Raw genomic sequence first — 17781 nt, 5'->3', positions numbered from 1 at the left:
CCCGAACAGCCGGACCGGCGGCCCGTCGACCCCGCTGCCGGCCTTGATCCGGTGCGGCATCTCGAGCAGCACCGGACTCCCGGACCCCGCCCAGTCGCCGAAGGTCACCGCCAGATCGGCGCTGGTCCCGTCGGTGTAGTGCGCCGTCACCGTCGTCGACACCGGGCCGTTGTGCGAGGCCCCCACGATGCGAAGCCCCGAGTGCTGACCGGCCGGCAGCAGCAGCGACTGCCCGCGGGCCTCGACGAAGTTCGGTGCCGTCCCCGAAGCGTCCGGCGCCGCGTACGTGACGCCGTCCCAGACCACCGGTCCGGCCGCCGGGAGCAGGTCGGCGTCGTAGCTCCAGCCGCCGCCGTCGAAGTTGCCCTGGTCGGACGCGGCCACCGTGGCCGTGCCGTCGTGGTTGCGGTCGCGGGTCAGGTCGACCGCGCACTGCGGGCCGGTCGCCACGCACGCCGACGGCGTCCGGACCTCGACCGTCGCCGAGCGGGTCACCGTGTTCGGCCCGGACACCCGGACCTGCACCGGGTACGTCCCCAAGGCCGCGCCGGCCGGCACGGTCAGCGTGATCGGGACCGTCCGCGACACCGGCAGCCGTCCGGACCAGACCAGCAGGAGCGGCTGGACCCGCGACTTCCACGGCGAAGTCACCGAAACCGTCACCGGCTGCAGGCCCGGGTTCTGCGCCACCACGTCCAGGTCGAGGTGCACCTGCTGCGCGGCACCGGCGGGGATCACCACCGACGTCTGCCGCAGCGACGCGTCGACGTGCCGCCGCTGGTCGCCGGTCGCGTTGTTCACCGAAGGCGGTGCCGCAGCCACCGACGTCCCCCACGAGGACGGGCGAAAGCCGAGCTTGTGCGACAGCGTCCCGCCGTGCGCCAGCGAAGCCCAGTCCAGGGACGTCTTCCGGACGTCCCGGCCGTTGAGCGACACGCTCTGGATGTACCGGTTCGCGTCGCTCGCGCCCGGCGCCGACACCGTGAGCGTCCCGCCCTGGGCGGACCCGTACTGTCCGATGCGGACGGTCGCCGACTCGAACTGCGGGCTCGACAGCGCGAGGAAGTTCGCGCCGCTCATCGTCGGGTACAGGCCGAGCGAGGAGAAGACGTACCAGGCCGACATGGTGCCGAGGTCGTCGTTGCCGGTCATGCCGTCGGGGCCGGTGGTGAACAGCGTCATCGCCGCGCGGACGACGGTCGCCGTCTTCGCCGGGGCGCCGACCCAGTTGTACATGTAGGGCGCGAGCAGGTCGGGCTCGTTGTTCGGGTTGTAGGTCGCCTTGCCGTAGTAGTCGTACGGGCTGGCGATCCAGTCCTTCCGCGCGGTGCCGGCCGGGTCCTTCAGGAGGTTGCCGTAGGAGAAGAAGGAGTCGAGGCGCTTCTCGGTCGCCGTCCGGCCGCCCATCAGGGAGACGAGCCCGGCCGGGTCCTGCGGCACGAGCCACTGGTACTGGTAGGCGCCGCCTTCGTGGAACTGGTGGCCGGCGTCGACCGGGTTGTACGGCGTGACGAACGTGCCCTCGGCGGTGCGCGGGCGGAACTGGCCGATCGAGGCGTCCCACAGGTTGCGGTACCACTGCCCGCGGTCGGCGAACATCCGCGCGTCGGCCTGGTGGCCGAGTCCGCGGGCCATCAACGCGAGCGACGCGTCCGCGGCGGCGTACTCCATGGTCGCCGACGCCGGGTGCTCACAGTCGTTGTCACCGCCCTTGGCCGCGCAGTCCTTGCCGAGTTCAAGCCCGCTCGGGAGGTACCCGCGCTCGTTGTAGTAGTTGACGCCGGAGCGGCCGTTGTACGGCGAATCGGCGGGCGGCGTGCTCGTCGCGTTCTTCTTGAGCAGCGCGTACGCCTCTTCTTCGTGCCCGGCGAGCAGGCCCTTCGACCACGCCTCGACGAGGAACGGCGTCACCGGGTCGCCGGTCATGATGTTCGTTTCGCTCTCGGCCAGCGCCCAGCGCGGCAGCCACCCGCCGTCGCGGCCGATGGCGACGACCGACAGCGCGACGTCCCGTGCGACCTGCGGTTCCAGCATCTCCAGGAGCTGGTTCTGCGGCCGGTAGGTGTCCCACAGCGAGAAGTTCTGGTACGGCGTGTAACCGCTGGCGGTGTGCACCTTGCCGTCGAAGCCGGTGTACGCGCCGTCGGTGTCGCCGGCCAGGTTCGGGTGCAGCTGGGCGTGGTAGAGCGCGGTGTAGAACGCCGTCTGCCGCTCGGTCGTGCCGCCCGCGATCTTGATCGCGCCGAGGCGGTCGGCCCACTGCTGGTGCAGCGCGGCCCGCGTCGCGTCGAAGTCGTAGTCCGACGTCTCCGCCGCCAGGTTCTTCCGGGCGCCGTCGAGACCGGTGTAGGAGAGGCCGACCTTGAGCACGACGTCGTGGTCGGTGCCCGCGTCGAAGCTGGCCCAGGCGCCGTTGCCGCCGGTGCCCGCGGCGTCGCGGCCGCCCGGCGTGCGCGTCGAGCCGCGCCAGGTGCCGAACGAGCTGAACGGCCGGTCGAAGGTGGCGGTGAAGTAGACGGTGTGCTCGTCGTGGCCGGCGCAGAAGCCGCCGGCCTTGACCCGGCCTTCGAGCGTCCGGTCGCCGACGACGTGGATCTCGGAGTCCTTGACCGACTGGTTGGCCTGGCCGGTGTTGAACAGGACGTTCGCCTGTCCGGTGGAGGGGAACGTGTAGCGCTGCCAGCCGGTGCGCGCGGTCGCCGTCAGTTCGGCGTTGATGCCGTACTTCTTCAGGCCGACGCGGTAGTAGCCGGGCTCGGCGTGCTCGTCGTCGTGGCTGTACCCGGACTTGTAGGCGTCCTTGTCAACGTTGTCCACGGCGCCGGTCGTGGGCATGATCGGCAGCTCGCCCATCACGCCGCAGCCGACGCCGGACAGGTGCGTCTGGCTGAAGCCGTAGATCGCGTTCTGCAGGTAGTCGTAGCCGCCCTGGCCGCCGGTGTCCGGGCTGACCTGCACCATTCCGAAGGGCGCACTGGCGCCGGGGAACGTGTTCCCGAAGTTCTGCGTGCCGACGAACGGGTTGACCAGGCCCACCGGATCGACCGGCGCGGCGGCGTGGGCGGTGGCCTGGGTCGTGGCGGCGACCACGAGCGCGGCGGCCGCCGCGGCGATCAGTTGTCTGCTTGGCGACCCCATGGGGCGCGCACCTCCCAGGTGACAACGTTGTCAGAAGCGGACTGTCTGGCAGCTTTTCACATCCGCGAACATTTGAGAAGGCGGCAACCAGGTCAAACCGTTGTCATGACCCGCCGGAGCAGCCGCGCGGCGGCCTCGACGCCGGTGTCGGCGAGGTTGCCGTAGCCGAGGACGAGCGCGGGTTCGCCCGGCGTCGTCCGGTAGCCGTCGAGATCGGTCACCTTGACCCCGGCCGCCCTCGCCTTCCGGACGACGGCCGCGGCGTCCTGGTCGAGGTGGAGCACGAGGTGCAACCCGGCGGCGACCCCGGAGAGCCGGGCCGGCCCGAGCGCGTCGACGAGCTTGTCGCGCCGCGCGCGGTAGCGCAGCCGTGCCGCCCGCAGGTGCCGGTCGTAGCCGCCGCTGGTGATGAAGCCCGCCAGCGCGAGCTGGTCGAGCACGGGCGGCGGGTGGGCCCGCACTGTCCACTGTGGAGGCACGACGACCCAGCCGAGTCCGAGCGCGGGACTGAGCGTCTTGCTGACCGAACCGAAGAGCGCGACCCGGCCCGGATCGGTGCCCTGGACGGTACCGACGGGCCGCCGGTCGTAGCGGAACTCGGCGTCGTAGTCGTCCTCGAGGATCAGGCCGTCGACGTCCCGCGCCCAGGCCAGCAGCTCGGCGCGCCGCCGCGGCGAGAGGACCGAGCCGGTGGGGAACTGGTGCGCGGGCGTGACGAGCACGGCGCGCACGCCCGCCGGAATCCGCCCGACGTCGATGCCTTCGCCATCGACGGGCACCGGGTGGACGGTCATCCCGGCGCCTTCGGCCGTCCGCCGCAACCGCGTCCACCCGGGATCCTCGACGGCGAGTCGCGTGCTGCCGCGCTCGACCAGCGCGCGGCAGACGCCGGCCACCCCGTCGGTGACGCCGCCGCAGACCAGCACGGTGCCGGGCGCGGCGCCGCGGACACGCCGGAGGTAGTCGCCCAGGACCTGGCGCAGCCGCGGGTGACCGCCCGGCTCGGGCAACCCGAAGTCCGCGTGCGGCGCGTTCGCGAGCACTTCGCGGACCGCTTCGGCCCAGGCCCGGCGGGGGAAGTTGCGCAAGTCGGGCAGTCCGGGAGCGAGGTCGTACCGCGGTGCCGGCACCCGCGCCGGTTCGGGCGGCGCCACCGCGTCACCCACCGGCCGGACCCGGGTGGCCGACCCGGTGCGCCCGGCCAGGTACCCCTCGGCGACGAGCTGGGCGTAGGCCTGCGTGACGACCCACCGCGAGCACCCGAGGTCGGCGGCGAGCCGGCGGCTGGGCGGGACGGTGCTGGCCAGGACGCCGTCCCGAATTGCCTTGCGCAAGGCCCTGGCCAGCTGTTCGTGCTTCGGACCCGGTCCGGCCGGCTCCAGCAGCACGCCCCAATCGGTCTGTGATCCTGCCACGATATTGGACTGTAGTACCGGACCGATCCGGCCTTAGCGTGGTCGTATGAAGAAGGTGGAACTGGGCCTGACCGGTCAGCACGTCAGCCAGGTGTCGCTGGGCTGCATGACGATGGGCACGTCGACGGACGAACCGACGTCGAAGCGCATCCTGGACGCCTACCTCGACGCGGGCGGCGACTTCCTGGACACGGCGAACTGCTACGCCTGGTGGGCGCCGGACGCGACCGGCGGCGAAAGCGAGTCCCTCCTCGGCCGCCTGTTGAAGGGCCGCCGCGACCGCGTCTTCCTGGCGACGAAGGTGTCGGCGGGCATCACGGACCTCCCGGCGGCGCGCGCCGCCCGGCATCCGGACGGCACGGTGGACTGGGCCGGGGTGGAGCGCACGTTCGAGGGAGCGGGCGCGGCGGTCATCGAGCGCGAGGTGGACCACAGCCTCCGGCGGCTCGGCACCGACCACATCGACCTCTACTACATCCACGTCGACGACCGCCGCGTCCCGCTGGAGGAAACCCTGTCCGCATTGGACGGTCTGGTCCGGGCGGGCAAGGTGCGGCACATCGGCTGGAGCAACGTCCGCACGTGGCGCCTGGAGCGCATCAGGTCCCTGGCGCTGGCCAACGGCTGGGCCGCCCCGGCGGCGGTCCAGGTCCAGCACTCGTACCTGCGCCCCACCGGCGCCGACGTCCCCTCGATCGCGGGCGCCGAGCTCCTGGACTGGCTATCGCTGCACCCGGACGTCTCCCTGGCGGCGTATTCCTCACTGCTACGCGGAATCTACGACGACGCCGCGTACCGCGAGTCCACTCCGGTCTGGCGGTCCTATGCGGGCCCGGAGTCGGAAGCCCGCCTGGCCGCGGTGGCGAAGGTGGCGTCGGCACTGGGCGCGTCGGGCAACCAGGTGGCCCTGGCGTGGTTGCTGCACCACGGCGTCATCCCGCTGATCGGCCCACGCACGTGGGAGCACTACGAGTCGATCGCCCCGGCGTTCAGGTTAGAGCTCCCGGAGGAGCTGTTGTCCGTACTGGACAACGCATAGGCGGCGGCGAGCAGCGCGGCGACACTCGGCTTGTGCTCGTCGCGCCGCCGCCACGTCATGGTGACGTCGGTGGCCGCTCCGGCCAGGGGGACGGCGACGGCACCCTGGTGCTCGACGAGGGCGGGCACGAGCCCGCACCCCAGCCCGGCGGCCACGCACCGCGCGAGGGCGGCGAGGCTGCCGACCTCCGCCTCGACGACGGGCCCGTCGATCCGGTCCAGCATCTCGCGGAAGCCGCACCCCTGCGGCGTCGCGAGGAAGCCGACGCCGTCGAGGTCGCCGGGCCGGAGCTCTTCCCGCTGCGCCAGCGGGTGTCCCGGCGGGACGAGGACGACGAGCGGCTCGGTGCCCAGCGACGCGCTGGCCAGCGCCGGGTCGGCGGGTGCGTCGCCGAACGTGAAGCAAACGTCCATTTCAGACTGTTGCACGGCCTGGTAGAGCTCCCCGCGGCCGCCCTCCCGGAGTGCGAGCCGCACGCGCGGCCACTTCGCCCGGTACTCGCCGAAGAGGGCCGGAATTCGGTGGGCGCACAGCGTTTCCAGGGCGCCGATGGTCAGGTCGCCGTCGGGTTCACTGCGCTCCTCGTCGACCGCGGCCCGGGCTTCCTCGACGAGTTCGAGCACTTGGTCCGCGTAGCCGACGAGCCGTTCCCCGGCGCCGGTGAGCCGCAGCCGCCGCCCGCGTTCGAACAGCTTCGAGCCGAGTTCCGCTTCCAGGGCCTGGACCTGCTCGGTGACGCTGGACTGCGCGTAGTGCAGCTCGGCCGCGGCGCGGGTGAAGTTGAGCGTCCGCGCGACGACGCGGAAGGTGCGCAGGTGGCGCAGTTCCATGGCAGCCCCCATCGGCGTTCCCGATACCCGCCATCGTAACTCCCTGCTTCCGCCGATGTCACCGAGCGTCCAGGCTTCCGGTGTGGCAAGACTCCTCACCGGCTTATCGCTGGGTTACTTCCTGGTCATGCTGGACACGACGATCGTGACGGTCGCCCTCCCGGCCCTCTCGCCGTCTTTGCCGGCGCAGCAATGGATTTCGAACGGCTACACGCTGACGTTCGCGGCGTTCCTCCTCACCGCGGGAGCGTGGTCGGACCGGTACGGCGCCCGCCGGGTGTTCTTCCTCGGTCTCACCTCGTTCGCGGCGCTGTCCGGCTTGTCGGCGCTGTCGTTCTCGGCACCGATGCTGATCGCACTGCGGGCGCTGCTCGGCGTCGCGGGCGCCTTGCTGGTTCCTTCGTCGCTGTCGCTGATCGCGGCGGCCAACCCGGCGCCGTCCGCGCGGGCGAAGGCGATGGGGGTGTGGGCCGCGGTGAGCGGAACCGGCCTGGTGGCGGGCCCGGTGCTGGGCGGCGTCCTGACAGAGGTGTTCGGCTGGCGGGCGATCTTCCTGGTCAACGTCCCGGTGGCGCTGATCGCTCTGGCGCTGTCCCGTTCGGCGCCGTCGACTCCGGCGAGGCCGGGTCGGCTCGACGTGGTGAGTCAGGTGTCGGCCGTAGTCGCTTTGTCGACGCTGACGTACGCGCTGATCGAGCGGTCGTGGAGTGTCCTGGTGCTCGCCGTCGCCGCGGCCGCGGTGTTCGTGCGGTCCCAGCGCCACCCGGAGGCGATGCTCCCGGCGCGCCTGTTCCGCGCCCGCGCGTTCCCGCTCGGACTGGCGGCCGGCGCTATCGTGAACTTCGGGTTGTCCGGGGTGCTGTTCGTGCTGTCGCTGTATTTCCAGAAAACCCGCGGATATCCGCCGTCGACGACCGGTCTGGCCTTCCTGCCGCTGACGATCCCGACGGCGTTCAACCCGATTTTCACCGGCCGGCTGGTGGCCCGTTCCGGCCCGCGAATCCCGGCGGTTTCGGGCTTCGCCCTGATGTCCGGAGGCGCGCTGCTCCAGGCGTGCACGACGTCGCCGGCCCTGTCGGTGGTCGCGCTGGCCCTGCTGGGCTTCGGGGTCTCGTTGGCCATCCCGTCGCTGCTGGCGATGGTGGTCACGGCGGCCCCACCCGAGCTGACCGGCATCGCGGGCGGCGCGTTGAACGCCTCCCGCCAGGCCGGCGCAGCCCTCGGGGTGGCGATCCTGGGTGCGTTGTCGGCCGCGACGACGACGTCGATCGCGCTGTTCACGGCCGCGGGCGTGCTCTTGGCCGGAGCGCTCGCTGTTTCCTGTTCGTTTATGAAACAGGAAACCCCTTGTCGCTGAATGCGGCGTCGCGAATCCTCGGTGGTGGGCGCGGAATTATCCGAAGCGCCCGGATCAAATCACCATTCCCGAGGAGGGATTCGCCATGTCCAAAAAGCTGGCCAAAATCGCCGGTCCGGTGCTCGCCGTCTGCGCGCTCGCCGCGCTGCCGCTGATCGGCGCCACCACCGCGTCCGCGGACGACGGCGGGGCGCCGGCCGCCCCGGTCGTCACGCCGACGCCGACCCCCACCACCGACGGCAACCCCTGGCACGGTTGAGGAACCCGCGGCCGTGAGTGGCGCCGCCACTCACGGCTCACCGCGGCGCGCAGGCGCAGCTCAACGCCGAACGCTCTTCGCGCACTTCGCCGGCTTCCGGCAGCTCGAGCTCGGCGAACTCGTCCTCGGCCGCGGTCCAGTGCGTGACGGCGCTTTCGTGGTCGCCCATCGCGTGCAGCGTTTCGGCGATGCCGCGGTGGGCGCGGGCCCGGTAGGCGCGGTTGCCGCTGCCGTCGGCCAGGTCCAGAGCGGACTTGCCGGCGGTGAGGGCTTCCTGACGGGCGCCGCGGGCCAGCGCCGTCGCGCCGCGGTCGAGGTACAGCTGGGTGCGCAGGTCCGCGTCCGGCACGTTCGCCGCCACTTCGCGGGCCTTGTCGTGGTAACGGACGGCTTCGGCGTACCGGCCGCGCTGCCGGTGCACGTTCCCGAGGTTGTTCAGCGCGTACGCCTCGACACAGCGGTCGCCGACTTCGGCGGCGTGCCCGTGCGCTTCCGTGTAACTGGCCAGCGCTTCGGTCAGCAGACCGAGCCGTTCCTGCACCGAACCGAGGTTGTTGAGCGTGTGCGCCAGGCCCTGGACGTGGCCGATCTCGCGCAGCATCCGCGCGGCGGATTCGTGCTGGCGCAACGCGACCTGGAGGTTGCCGTGGAGCTCGTTGAGGTAGCCGAGCATGCCCAGCGCGTGGGCTTCGCCCCGGCGGTCCTCGGTCTGCTCGTACTTGGCCAGCGCGGCTTCGAGGTGGGCGATCGCCTGGTCGTGCCGGCCCAGTTCCATGGTGGGGATGGCGAGCGCGCACAGCGTCGCCGCCTCGCCGCGCGGGTCACCCAGGCGGCGCCACTTGGGCAGTGCCTGGGCGGCGAGCTCCAGTGCCTCGGCGAGCTGCCCGCGCCGGTCGTGCGCGGTGGCGAGCCGCAGCAGGACGTGCGCCTGGCCGTAGTCGTTGCCCGCGTCGGAGGCGACGATCTTCCAGGCGAGTTCGAGCGTGCCGATCCAGTCTTCGAACTGGTTCGTCGTGTTGAAGTACCGCCACAGCAGCACGGCCAGCCGCCAGGTGTGCTCGGGCAGCGCGTGCGCGGCGGCGTAACGGATGGCGGCCACGAGGTTGTCGCGTTCGGCGACGATCCACCGCAGCCCGGCGTCGGCGTCGGCGAAGCCCGGCGTCACCGCGCAGGACCGGTCCGTCGTCGACGGCAGCTGAGCCCGGTCGAACGGGTACGCGGCGCGGACCGCGGCCGCCAGCGTGACGAGGTAGTAGTCGAGCAGCCGCACCAGCGCGGGCTCGGGGGCCGGCTCCTCGGCGGCGAACTCCTTGAGCGGGTCGAGCATCTGGTAGCGCTCGGTCGCGGCCTCCTCCAGCAGGCTGACCTCGTGGAGGTCGTCGAGCAGCGCTCGCGCCTCGGCGACGCCGCAGCCGGCCAGCGCGGCGCCGCCCGCGACGTCGACGTCGGGGCCGGGCAGGCTGCCGAGCAGCCGGAACAGGGTGCGTTGCGGCTCGCCGAGCTGCCGGTAGGACACCCGGACGGCGGCGATGCCGTCGGCCTCACCCCACGGCCCGTTCTCCTCGAGCAGGCGCAGCAGGTGCTCCAGCGGCCACCGGTCGTGCCGCCGGAAGAGGGCGGCTGCCACGCGGATCGGCATCGGCAGGCAGCCGCACCGCCGGACCACCGCGTCGACGTCGGCGGCCCGGCCGCGCAGCCGCGACGGCCCGGCGAGCACGTGGAACAGCTCGGCGGCCTCCTCCGGTGGCAACGGCGAGAGCCGGAGAGGCTCGCCGGTGTCGGCGTCGCCCATCCGCCGGCTGGTGATGACGGCCAGGCAGCCGTCCGCCTCCGGCAGCAGCGGCCGGATCTGCTCCGGCGACGCGGCGTTGTCCAGCACGACGAGCGTGCGCGTGCCCCAGAGGGTCGCCTGGTAGAGCGTCACTTTCCGGCCCACGGTGGCCGGGATCTGCTCGGCGGGGACGCCGAGTTCGACCAGCAGTTCGGTGAGGGCGTCGCCGACGTCGGCCGGGTCGACGCCGGGGGTGAACCCGTTCAGCCGGGCGAGCAGCTGGCCGTCGGGGAACCGGCGGCGGAGCCGGTGGGCCGCCTCGACTACCAGCCCGGTCTTGCCGACACCGGGCGCGCCGCTGACCCAGACCGCCCGCCGCCCGGCCGCGGCGGCCGCCTCGATCGCGGCGATTTCCCCGGTCCGGCCGGTGAACCCGCCGGGCCGCGACGGCAGCGAACTGGGCGGATCGCCCTGTTCGGCGCGCGCGGCGAGCTTGCGCAGCACCGGTCCGGGCGCCATCCGCAGCGCGGCGAGGGCGTCGCGGGTGCCGTGGAAGACGCGCAGGGCCGCGACCCGGTCGCCGCCGGCGAGCAGCGCGCGCATCAGCAGTTCGGCGTGCTTCTGGCTGGCCGGATCGGCCTGGACGAGCGGCCGCAGCCGGTCGCGCGCCGAGCGGTGGTCACCGGACTCGATCTCCAGCTCGGCCAGGTCGCCGACGACGTCGGGGTAGCTCTCGTCCGGCGAGATGACCTCGGGGCCGCCGACGCGGTCGATGTCGATGTCTTCGAGGAACTTCCCGCGCCACAGCCCGGCGGCCTCGCGCAGCAGCGCGATCGCCCGGCGGGGGTCATCGGCGCGGACGTCCGCGGCTTCGGCGCGCAGCCGGTTGAAGCGGGCGGTGTCGAGCTGGTCGTCGGCGATCCGCAGCAGGTAGCCGGTCGGGGTGGTCTCGATGGTCGCGTCCCCGAGGACGTCCCGCAGCCGCTTGATGTAGCTGCGCACCAGAGTGGGCTTGGCTTCGCGATCGGCCCAGACGATTTCGGCGAGCCGGGCGGGCGTGACGGGCTTGTTGGCGTGCAGGAGGAGCACGACGAGGACGAACCGCTGCTGCTGGTCGCCCAGCGGCACCGGCACGCCGTCGTGCCACGCCTCCAGCGGGCCGAGCATCCGAAACTCCACGCGGCCTCCCCGGCGTCAGCTTGCTGTCCTCTTTTGATGTCGCGCAATCGGCCGTCCGGGTTTCGCAAATCCGCATTTCTTCCACGTTCGGTGCACACGGCGTTGGCACACTCCGCCGGTCGACCAGGGGTGAAGGAGAAACGAATATGGGGTCCGACGTGTTGCCGTGTTACGTGGCCTGCGATGTTTCGCTGTCGATGACCGACCACATCGACGAGCTCAACGCGGGGTTGCGCGAGTTCCGCGGCGCCGTCCACGCGGACGCGTCGGTGGCCGGCCGCGTGTTCTGCAGCGTGGTCGGCTTCGGCGAGCGGCCGCGGGTGGTCCAGTCGCTGCTGCCCATGGACGACCTCGCCGAGCTGCCGGAACCCGGTCCCTGCGCGGGCAGCAACTTCGGGCCGGTGTTCACCTTCCTGCGTGCCGAGATCGACCGCGAGCTTTCGGTGTTGCGCCGCCACCGCGTCCGCGTCCACCGCCCCCTGGTGTTCTTCCTGTCCGACGGCCAGCCGACGGACCCGGTGACCTGGCCGTTCGCGTATGCGTCGCTGGCGGATCCGGCGTGGCCGCGTTGCCCCCGGGTGGTGACGTTCGGCCTGGGCGACGCGGACGAGGAGGCGCTGGGCCGCATCGGAACGTTCCGCACGTACTTGAGCCGCGACGGCGTCCGCATCGGCACGGCGTTGATCGCCTCGGTGATGCACGTTCTGTCCACTTCCCGTCCACCGGCCGACCGCACCCTGTCGGCACGGGGGCGCGCAAAGGGGTTGCCATGGAAACGCACTGAAGGAGAAGCCGGTGGAGCGCGCTGAGCTGGTGGCGGAGCTGAAGGCGGTGCGGAAGGGCCGCGGTCTGCAGGCGAGCAGGCTCCAGGACCGGGTGGGCCCGTGCCTGCGGGCGGCGTGCGGAGTGGTGGAAGCGGACGGAATGGTGGCGATCCGCGCCAAGGTGTCCGGCAGGCTGTCGGAGCTGGCGGCGCAGTTGCCGGAGGACCTCCGCTTGGCGGCATTGGCGGCCTTCGCGATCACGCCGGAGGCCCGCCAGCCGCTGTACCAGGAAAGAGTCAAGTGGGCGGCGGAGCGCGTCGACCGAGACCCGCGCACGGTCCGCCGCCGCGTGGACGAGGCGATCGAGCTGCTGGCGGAGCTGGCCACACCGCTGTCCCCGCCGGCACCGGGCCGCTGCCACACGGCGTCGTTGACGCTGGCGTTGGTGATCGAGGAATCGTGCGTGTTCGAGCAGCACCGGGTGATAGCGGACCAGGACGGCCTGCAGTCGTTCGATCTGGCGGTTCCTTCGGCGGATGGCATGGTGCTGTACGGCGGAAAGCTGTCTTCATCGGGAACAGTGGACCTACCAGCACCCCTACCCCGCGGCGGCTCGTGGGAGTTCGCGGCGGTGTTCCCGGTGGAGCCGCCGTCCCGCATGGTCTTCGTCCCACGGCACCGGTGCGAAGTATTCGATCTGCGCCTGCGGTTCGGCAAGAAGGCCCCACCGGAGGTACTGGCACTGGACGGAGCGTTCGAGAGGGACGTCCAGGACCCGGGCTACCGGGGACAAAAGCTGCAGGTGGACGCGGCGGGGGAGGTCCACCTGCAGTTCCGCCACCTCACACCCGGGCTGGTGTACGGGGCCCGGTGGGCGGAGGACCGGTGATCACTCGTGCGACGATGGACAACCGCACTGGAGGATCGAGGAACCGGGAAGCTTGATCGGTGACCATCGCAGGTACAGACGTGGAGATTCCGTCGGCGCGCTCGCTGGTCTGGCCGGTCGTGTGCGCGCTGCGAGAGCTGGGTGGCTCGGGGCGGATCGACGAGATAGACGACAAGGTCGCCCAGCTCGAAGGCTTCACCGATGAACAGCAGCAGTTCGACGGCCGAAACGGGCTGGAGCTTCCGTACCGGTTGCGCTGGGCTCGCACGATGGCGAAGAAACGCGGTCTGGTCGAAACCGTCAGCCGTGGCGTATGGGCGCTGACCAAGGACGGCAAGGAAGTCGACGAGGCGGAGGTCAAGCGCCGCCGCGTGATGCACGCGCGTGACCCTAAGAAGAGCGCCGTGCCGGAGGACGCGTCCGTCTCCTCTGATACGGCCGACGAGGTCGAGGTCGTTCTCGATGGCGACGATGCCGAACAAGCCTGGCAGGCTACGGCGCTGGCCGCGCTCCAAGCGATGACGCCGGACGCTTTCGAGCGGCTGTGCCAACGTCTCCTGCGCCAAGCCGGGTTCATCAACGTCGCCGTCACCGGCCGCACCGGCGACGGCGGGATCGACCGCGTGGGGACCTACCGTATGTCGCTGGTCTCCTTCCCTGTCTTCTTCCGAAGCAAGCGCTATGTCGGTTCGGCCGGGTCTTCACAGGTCCGCGACTTCCGCGGAGCGATGATCGGCCGCGGCGAGAAGGGCTTGCTCATCACCACCGGAACGTTCACCTCGGCGGCTCGTGCGGAAGCCACCCGCGACGGCGCTCCACCGCTCGACCTCATCGACGGCGAGGAACTGGTGGAGCTGCTGCGCGAGCACAAGCTGGGCATCACCACCGAACTGGTCGAGCAGGTCACCGTGCACACGAGCTTCTTCGACTCGATCTGAGGCGAGGGAATGCGGACAACCATTCGGGCTCCGCGGGACCGCCAAAGGGTTGGGAATAGACCTGGCCAGGGCATGAATCTGCTGAACGTCGCCGACCGGGTGGTCGCCGATCAGCGAGGTAGGGCTTTGTGGGCCAGGTCCTCATTCAAGACCAATGGTGGTGAGCTGCCCCAGCGTCGGCCCGCTGCAGCCGGAGAAATTGCCCGTGTATGGATTGTCTATTTCTGACTGAGGCGCGCTTGATAGTCGCCATGAATTTGGTAGTAATGGACCCTTGGTCAGGCTGACGGGGTCCGCGTCTCCTCTCCGAGGCTGGGGTGCCGGGTGGCGTCGGCTAGGCGTTCTATCGCAGTGCTGCGTACGCGGTTGATGACGGGCATGGCTCGGCGACAGAGTGACTACTGAGTGACACGAGCCGTCAGGTTGCCCTGCGCTGTTGACGGGCCCCTTTGTGAGGTGCCGTCCGAGGTGCCCCCGGCAGGATTCGAACCTGCGACACCCGCTTTAGGAGAGCGGTGCTCTATCCCCTGAGCTACGAGGGCCTGCTTACCTCGGACAGGTTACCCGACAGTCGGCACAGTGGGTGGTGGGGCCTGCGGACGAGCGCCGAGCCCCAGGGCCGATACTGCGAGCGGTGACGACGCGTTACCCATTGTGGTGAACTGAGGCGCGGCGATTGGCAGGGTGAAGTCATCCCGGCACGGGCGGCGTCGTTCTCGGCGCTACCGTGTTCGGCGGTCGACAGGACGGGAGCCGGGGTGCGGACCTACTACGACGAGGATGACCACGAGGGCTACGCAGCGGGGCAAGGTCTGCTGGTCCGGCGCTTCTCCGGCTGGGCGGCCGCACAGGGGTGGGAGGTCGATCCGTATGCCGTCGTGTCGGCGTTGGAGTTCCGGCACACCTCGGTTGACGGGCGGCTCGCTTACTGGACTGCCGCGCTGGTTCGGGACTTCCTCCTCTCCTACGTCCCGCGCACTTTGTCGGCCGAGGCCGGCGACGCCGTGCTCTTTCCCGAAACCTTGCGCCTGTTCCTCCGGTATCTGCACGAGACCGAGCTGGCCGACCCCGCCGGCGACTCGCTCGCCGACCTCGAGGACGCCGTCGGGAAGGCAGCGGCCGAGTTTCCGGCCGCCATGGCCGATGAACGCAACTTCGGTATTGCCAAGTACTGGGTGATGACCGCCATGCGGAACGGGGTCGACCCTGCGGACTCCGAGGCCATGGATGCCTTTCTCGCCGAAGTGCGGGCGGGGCAGCACCCGTACGACGCCGAACTGGTCGCCGGGCTTGCCGGCAGGCACCTCGGTGAACAGACCGGACGGGCACTTCCGCAGCTGCCGGTGTCGTTGCCCGCGGAGGCGGAACTCGCCGCTGCCGCGGAGCGCTCTTCGCTCGTGGTCAAGCTGCGGAAGTTCGTCGAGTGGGTGGGTGACGGCCGGGCGCTGACCGGCACCGGTGCCCTGAAGCTCGCCGATGCGCGACAGCTCGTGCCGCTGCTGGACACCGGTGATCGGCTCGAGTGGGAGCTGGGCGGCGAGGTCCAGCGGGTCCGCAGCAGTGCCGATCTGCCGAACCTCGCCATCCTGTTCGAACTCGCGAAGCGCGCGCGGATCGTGCGGGTGGTCAAGGGCAAGCTGGTCCGCGTGGCGAAGGCGGCGCCACTACTCCATGACGCCCTCGCTCTGTGGAGGACGGCGTTCGACGCGCTTCCCGGCCGGGGTCTGCTGGTCAAGGACAGCGGCTGGGGCCCCGACTACGCCCTGTTGCTCGACGACTGTCTCGACTTCGTGCTGCCGGACGTGCTCAACACGGTCTACGGCATGCCCGAGCCGATGCCCGTGGTCCGGCTCGCCGAAAGTGTCTGGCTGGCCTGTGTCGAAGGTGTCTGTGTCGATCTCGAACCGTCGATCGAGGCGATCTGGCGAGACGGGCTCATGGGCGAGTTCCGCCGGTTGCTCGTCGTGCTGGCCGGATTCGGGGCGGTCGAGCTGACCACGGGGCCGGCCGATCCGATGTACACCATGGACCTGGTGCCCGAGAACCCCGAACTGACGCCCGAAGCGCAAGACCGCTTGCGGGCCGCTCTCGGTGCGCCGTCGCTCGAGCTGGTCGCTCTCACTCCGTTGGGAACCTGGGCGATCCGGGAACGGCTGCTGCGAGAAGGCCGGGTCGCGCCACTGGTGGGTGACCTCGCCGGCGCCTCTCCCGCTGCCATGCTGGGCGGGGTCTCGGAGCACTTCAGTGAAGAGTGGGCCGGAGCGGAGATCGACGGCTGGCTGGCCGCGCACGGTGGCCGGGACACGGGGCTGCCGATGCTGCTGGACGCCGTCCGCAGGTGCCCGTTCCGCACGCGGGCGTCCGTCATGCTTCAGGTCCTGGTCGATTCCCTGCCGGACGGCGACGCGGTGCTGCGCGGTCTGCGCTCCGACCCGGCGTTGGGTCCGATCGTGACGCAGCTGCTGGTCGAGCGTGAAGACCTGGCTCTCGAAGACCTTGATGCCCGCGAGGGGCTGCTCGGCGTCACCGAACAGTTCCTCGTTCTCCTGGAGACGGCCGGGCCGGAAGCGACGGCTTCGACGCTGGCCGAGGTGCCCGCCGACGAACGTGCGCACTTGGCGGAAGCGATCACCACTTCGGGTCATCCGGACGGGGTGGGGATCGCCGAGCTGGCCGAAGTGTTCGAGGAGGTCGCCCGACTCTCGTCGTCACCCAGGTGAGTGGTTCTCACGGGCAGCCGACAGGCCTGATACACCCAGCCGGACGGCGGACCCGACCTGACCTGGACGGACCAGTGCCTCACCTGGTCGTGTCTGGTTTCGAACTGCTGAACAACAGTAGGTAACCTTCGTTAACGGGACGCGGGGAGCCGCTCCCACCGGCTGTTGCGGAGGGCTTCGTTGATCAAGCTCATGTTCGCCGACGACGAGGAACTGGTGCGCTCGGGGTTGCGCGCGATGATGTCCGGGGCCCAGGACATCGAGATCGTGGGCGAGGCGAGCGACGGCAGATCCGCGGTGGAGGTCGCCCGGCGGTACCACCCCGATGTGGCCCTGCTCGACATCAAGATGCGGGCCCCGGACGACGGCATTCGCGCACTCCGGGCCATCCTCGCCCTCCCCGATCCGCCCACCGTGGCCATGCTGACCACCTTCGACATCGACGAGTACGTCAGTCTCGCTCTGCGGCTCGGCGCCAACGGCTTCCTCCTCAAGGACATCGATCCCGCGGCGCTGCTCAGGGCGGTCCGGGACCTTGCGCGCGGGGGCGCCGTGCTGGATCCGGGCGTGGCCGCGCGGATGGTTCAGTCGCACCGGGACGAACAACGCGCCGCTCAGCCCGCCCGGAAGCTGCTCGCGTCGCTGTCCGAACGGGAACGCGAGGTCGTCGCGCTCATCGGGCAAGGCCTCTCCAACGCCGAGATCGGGGGCCGGCTGCACCTCTCGGAGGCCACCGTCAAGGGGTACGTCTCCGCCGTGCTCTCCAAGATCGGGGCCGCGAACCGGGTGCAGGCCGCTCTGCTGGCCTACCGCGGTGGGCTGCTCGACCAGTAGATGCTGCTCACGGCGCTGGAGTTCGTCGGGCTCGTCGCCTTCGCCGCGTCCGGGGCGCTCGCCGCGGTGCGGGCGCGGCTCGATGTCTTCGGCGTCGTCGTGGTCGGGCTCACCACCGCTCTCGGCGGCGGGGTCATCCGGGACGTCCTGCTCGGCATCCACCCGCCCACGACGCTGCGGAACTGGCCCTACCTCGCCGTCTGCGCCGGGACCGCGCTGGTCGTCTTCGTCTTCCACCCGCAGGTCGCGCGGCTGCGGCGGGGCGTTCTCCTGGCCGACGCGCTCGGGCTCGGCGTCTTCGCCACCGCCGGGACGACCATCGCGCTCAACGCCGGCGCCACCGTCTACGCCGCGTGTCTGATCGGGATGACGACCGGCATCGGCGGCGGGGCCGTGCGGGATCTGCTGCTCCGGGAAATCCCGCTCGTCCTGCGGAAGGAGATCTACGCCGTGGCCGCGCTGGCCGGCTCGGCTCTCGTCGCCGTCGGTCACGCTGTGCGACTGCCCGGCGGCCCGGTGACCGTCGTCGCGGCCGCCGTCGTGGTTTCCCTCCGGATGGTCGCGCTCTGGCGGCACTGGAACGCGCCGGTCGCGCGGGGTCCCGAGTGAGAAATCCTTTGTGAGTTCTGCGTGTGTTCTTAGGCGGGT

The 17781-nt window shown here is 71.1% G+C and carries 13 protein-coding genes and 1 tRNA gene; 9 read left to right on the top strand and 5 right to left on the bottom strand.

Going from position 1 to position 17781, the window contains the following annotated elements:
- A partial coding sequence (locus ACWDN5_RS20365) for a GH92 family glycosyl hydrolase (RefSeq protein WP_449677391.1) occupies nucleotides 1-3138 on the bottom strand: 3138 nt, incomplete at its 3' end.
- A 92-nt stretch (nucleotides 3139-3230) separates the two neighbouring features.
- Entirely contained in the window at nucleotides 3231-4553 is a 1323-nt protein-coding gene (gene pdxR, locus ACWDN5_RS20360) for a MocR-like pyridoxine biosynthesis transcription factor PdxR (RefSeq protein WP_449677390.1), read from the bottom strand.
- 46 nt (nucleotides 4554-4599) lie between these two features.
- Between pdxR and ACWDN5_RS20355 the strand changes: the two genes are divergently transcribed.
- Nucleotides 4600-5592: an aldo/keto reductase gene (locus tag ACWDN5_RS20355; protein WP_449677389.1), complete on the top strand. Its 993-nt coding sequence runs from the start codon at nucleotides 4600-4602 to the stop codon at nucleotides 5590-5592.
- Here ACWDN5_RS20355 and ACWDN5_RS20350 read toward each other — a convergent pair.
- Nucleotides 5520-6422 (bottom strand): LysR family transcriptional regulator, encoded by a 903-nt coding sequence (locus ACWDN5_RS20350; RefSeq protein ID WP_449677388.1) that lies wholly within the window; start codon nucleotides 6420-6422, stop codon nucleotides 5520-5522. The two genes, ACWDN5_RS20355 and ACWDN5_RS20350, sit on opposite strands and share 73 nt — an antisense overlap.
- A gap of 82 nt (nucleotides 6423-6504) precedes the next feature.
- On the opposite strand from ACWDN5_RS20350, the gene ACWDN5_RS20345 reads away from it, so the two are divergent.
- Both ACWDN5_RS20345 and ACWDN5_RS20340 read left to right on the top strand, forming a co-directional pair.
- Entirely contained in the window at nucleotides 6505-7779 is a 1275-nt protein-coding gene (locus tag ACWDN5_RS20345) for an MFS transporter (RefSeq protein ID WP_449677387.1), read from the top strand.
- Between the two features lie 85 nt (nucleotides 7780-7864).
- Nucleotides 7865-8038: a hypothetical protein gene (locus ACWDN5_RS20340; protein WP_449677386.1), complete on the top strand. Its 174-nt coding sequence runs from the start codon at nucleotides 7865-7867 to the stop codon at nucleotides 8036-8038.
- A 37-nt stretch (nucleotides 8039-8075) separates the two neighbouring features.
- Here ACWDN5_RS20340 and ACWDN5_RS20335 read toward each other — a convergent pair whose 3' ends face one another.
- Nucleotides 8076-10988, bottom strand: coding sequence for a tetratricopeptide repeat protein (locus tag ACWDN5_RS20335; RefSeq protein ID WP_449677385.1), 2913 nt, complete (start codon nucleotides 10986-10988; stop codon nucleotides 8076-8078).
- Between the two features lie 146 nt (nucleotides 10989-11134).
- Here ACWDN5_RS20335 and ACWDN5_RS20330 point away from each other — a divergent pair, with 146 nt between their 5' ends.
- Genes ACWDN5_RS20330 through ACWDN5_RS20320 form a run of 3 tightly spaced genes read left to right on the top strand, consistent with a single transcriptional unit; the run spans nucleotide 11135 to nucleotide 13579 of the window.
- Nucleotides 11135-11797: a vWA domain-containing protein gene (locus ACWDN5_RS20330; protein ID WP_449677383.1), complete on the top strand. Its 663-nt coding sequence runs from the start codon at nucleotides 11135-11137 to the stop codon at nucleotides 11795-11797.
- A complete protein-coding gene (locus ACWDN5_RS20325; protein ID WP_449677382.1) occupies nucleotides 11784-12641 on the top strand; it encodes a hypothetical protein in 858 nt (285 codons plus the stop codon). Before ACWDN5_RS20330 ends, ACWDN5_RS20325 begins: the two co-directional genes overlap by 14 nt.
- Nucleotides 12642-12700: 59 nt before the next feature.
- On the top strand, nucleotides 12701-13579 hold the full coding sequence (locus tag ACWDN5_RS20320) for a restriction endonuclease (protein ID WP_449677381.1): 879 nt from the start codon (nucleotides 12701-12703) through the stop codon (nucleotides 13577-13579).
- Between the two features lie 469 nt (nucleotides 13580-14048).
- Here ACWDN5_RS20320 and ACWDN5_RS20315 read toward each other — a convergent pair.
- Nucleotides 14049-14121, bottom strand: a tRNA-Arg gene (locus tag ACWDN5_RS20315).
- Nucleotides 14122-14337: 216 nt separating this feature from the next.
- On the opposite strand from ACWDN5_RS20315, the gene ACWDN5_RS20310 reads away from it, so the two are divergent.
- From ACWDN5_RS20310 to ACWDN5_RS20300, 3 genes are all read left to right on the top strand, one after another.
- Entirely contained in the window at nucleotides 14338-16299 is a 1962-nt protein-coding gene (locus ACWDN5_RS20310) for a hypothetical protein (protein WP_449677380.1), read from the top strand.
- A 180-nt stretch (nucleotides 16300-16479) separates the two neighbouring features.
- Nucleotides 16480-17133 (top strand): response regulator, encoded by a 654-nt coding sequence (locus tag ACWDN5_RS20305; protein ID WP_003087851.1) that lies wholly within the window; start codon nucleotides 16480-16482, stop codon nucleotides 17131-17133.
- Complete coding sequence (locus tag ACWDN5_RS20300) at nucleotides 17134-17742, top strand: trimeric intracellular cation channel family protein (protein ID WP_310974120.1); 609 nt, start codon at nucleotides 17134-17136, stop codon at nucleotides 17740-17742.
- Nucleotides 17743-17781 lie beyond the last annotated feature (39 nt).

Source organism: Amycolatopsis sp. NPDC003731 (assembly GCF_053586895.1).
Note: the sequence above shows the minus strand (reverse complement) of the source record. Positions and strands in the feature narration are given on the sequence as shown.

Coding starts and splice junctions, on each gene's coding strand:
- ACWDN5_RS20355 (WP_449677389.1), top strand. CDS start 4,600: ATGAAGAAGGTGGAACTGGGCCTGACCGGTCAGCACGTCAGCCAGGTG.
- ACWDN5_RS20350 (WP_449677388.1), bottom strand. CDS start 6,422: ATGGAACTGCGCCACCTGCGCACCTTCCGCGTCGTCGCGCGGACGCTC.
- ACWDN5_RS20340 (WP_449677386.1), top strand. CDS start 7,865: ATGTCCAAAAAGCTGGCCAAAATCGCCGGTCCGGTGCTCGCCGTCTGC.
- ACWDN5_RS20330 (WP_449677383.1), top strand. CDS start 11,135: ATGGGGTCCGACGTGTTGCCGTGTTACGTGGCCTGCGATGTTTCGCTG.
- ACWDN5_RS20300 (WP_310974120.1), top strand. CDS start 17,134: ATGCTGCTCACGGCGCTGGAGTTCGTCGGGCTCGTCGCCTTCGCCGCG.